Consider the following 1,633-nt stretch of genomic DNA (forward strand, 5'->3'; position numbering starts at 1 on the left):
GCGCATCGCCGCGTCCGGGTCGGCCGCGCGCGCCTTCGCCGCGTCAGCGGCACGGGTGTCGACCCCACGCCGGGTCTCGGCGGCGCGCCCGCGCCCGGTATCGCCGTGCTTGCGGGCCCTGCCCTCGTTCTCCGGGCTCGGCGTCGGCGCCGGGACGGTCACGCCGGCCGCGCCCGGGGAGCCGGCCGTGCCGCGCGGGCGGCCGTCCAACTCCGCGACGACCACCGCCACCGGGCGGTCCAGGTCCCAGCCGAACCCGCCGCAGTGCGCGACGACCCGGTCGTCGTCGCCGGCGCGGCCCGCCAGGATGTCGCGCAGGAAGTCGGCGCGGTACTTGCTCTCCACCGCCGCGACGGCCTGCTGCTTGGTCACCACCAGCGCCGCGACGGTCGCGGCCCGCTCCAGGATGCCGAGGTCGGATCCGCGCAGCGTGCCCGCCGGGCTGAACGCGATGATCCGGCCGTGGTCGAAGCCGCCCGCGACGACCGGGACCACCAGGTGGTCGCCGGTGCCGTGCGCGCCGATGATGCCGCAGCCGCCGCGCCCGCAGGCCGCGTGCCGGCCCGCGTCGAAGCCCCGCATCGCCTGGACGTGCTCGTCCGGGCCCGCGCCGGCGAGCACCCGCTGCTCGCCGTCCAGCACCACGACCGCCACGTCCAGCAGCGTCGCGACCTCGTCGACGACCTCCTGCAGGCCGCCGCCGCACAGCACGATCTGCACGAGCGCCCGGTGCACCTCCTCGGTGCGGGCGAGGACGGCCGCCTGCCGGTTCAGGATGTCGGTGAGGACCTGGTTCAGGATGTCGTCGAAGCCGACGTCGTTGGGGAGCAGGATGAGCGGGAAGCCGCGCCGGTCCGCCTGGGCGATCATCTCGGCGGGCAGCGAGTCCAGGTAGCGGCCGAGCTTGATGGCCAGGGCCGCGAGGCCGCGCTCGTCCAGGTCGGCGACCAGGTTGTCCAGCGACTGCGGGGTGTTGCGGAGGGGGTAGCCGGTGGTCAGCAGCAGCTCGTGGGGCTTGACCCACGACAGGATGTCGGGGACCTCCATCACGTTGAGCCGCTGCACGACCCGGTCGAGGCCGGACCGTCCCGCGATGAGGCGGGCGCCGTTCAGGGTGCTGGCGCCGAGGACCTCGCCGACGGACAGGCCGTAGGTCAGTGTTCCGGTGCTCGCGAGCCGGAGGGCCGGTGGGCCCGGGTCCGCGCTGGTGTAACTCATGCCAGGGGTCACCTCGCCTTTTGGTGCGTACATCGCCGCGTGTGGCGTGATCGCTACCGGTTCCTGATCAACACTGACAACAAAGACGAACGATGACAACCATCCTTGGCAGCTTTCCCCATACGTCCGCGCGGAGGCCCGTTCTACCGTCTCAGCGGAGGCCGGGCCGCCCGCGATCCGGGCGGCAGCCGACACCGGCTTCGGGAGGATCCGTGACCGCACTCGTCCGCGACCCGATCCCGCTCCCGGCCCGTCCGGGACGGCGGCCGCCCGCCGCCGGCGCGGCGAGCCTGGCGCTGCGGCCGCTGCTCGACCCGCCGCGCCGCCCCGCCCGGGTGCTCGCGGGGTTGGCCTCCCCGCTGTACCAGGTGGCCCGCGGGGGCCCCCGGCCGGGGCGGCGGGGCGGCGGGCACTG

Annotated in this window: 1 protein-coding gene and 1 pseudogene; one reads left to right on the forward strand and one right to left on the reverse strand. The window is 75.4% G+C overall.

Going from position 1 to position 1,633, the window contains the following annotated elements:
* Positions 1-1,218 (reverse strand): PucR family transcriptional regulator ligand-binding domain-containing protein (locus tag ABZ914_RS51045; RefSeq protein ID WP_500201774.1); only part of this gene is annotated, 1,218 nt, incomplete at its 3' end.
* Between the two features lie 212 nt (positions 1,219-1,430).
* Here ABZ914_RS51045 and ABZ914_RS51050 point away from each other — a divergent pair.
* A pseudogene (locus ABZ914_RS51050) lies at positions 1,431-1,633 on the forward strand (hypothetical protein); the annotation flags it as partial.

The sequence above is a fragment of the Spirillospora sp. NPDC046719 genome, from assembly GCF_040645715.1.
GTDB lineage: Bacteria > Actinomycetota > Actinomycetes > Streptosporangiales > Streptosporangiaceae > Spirillospora.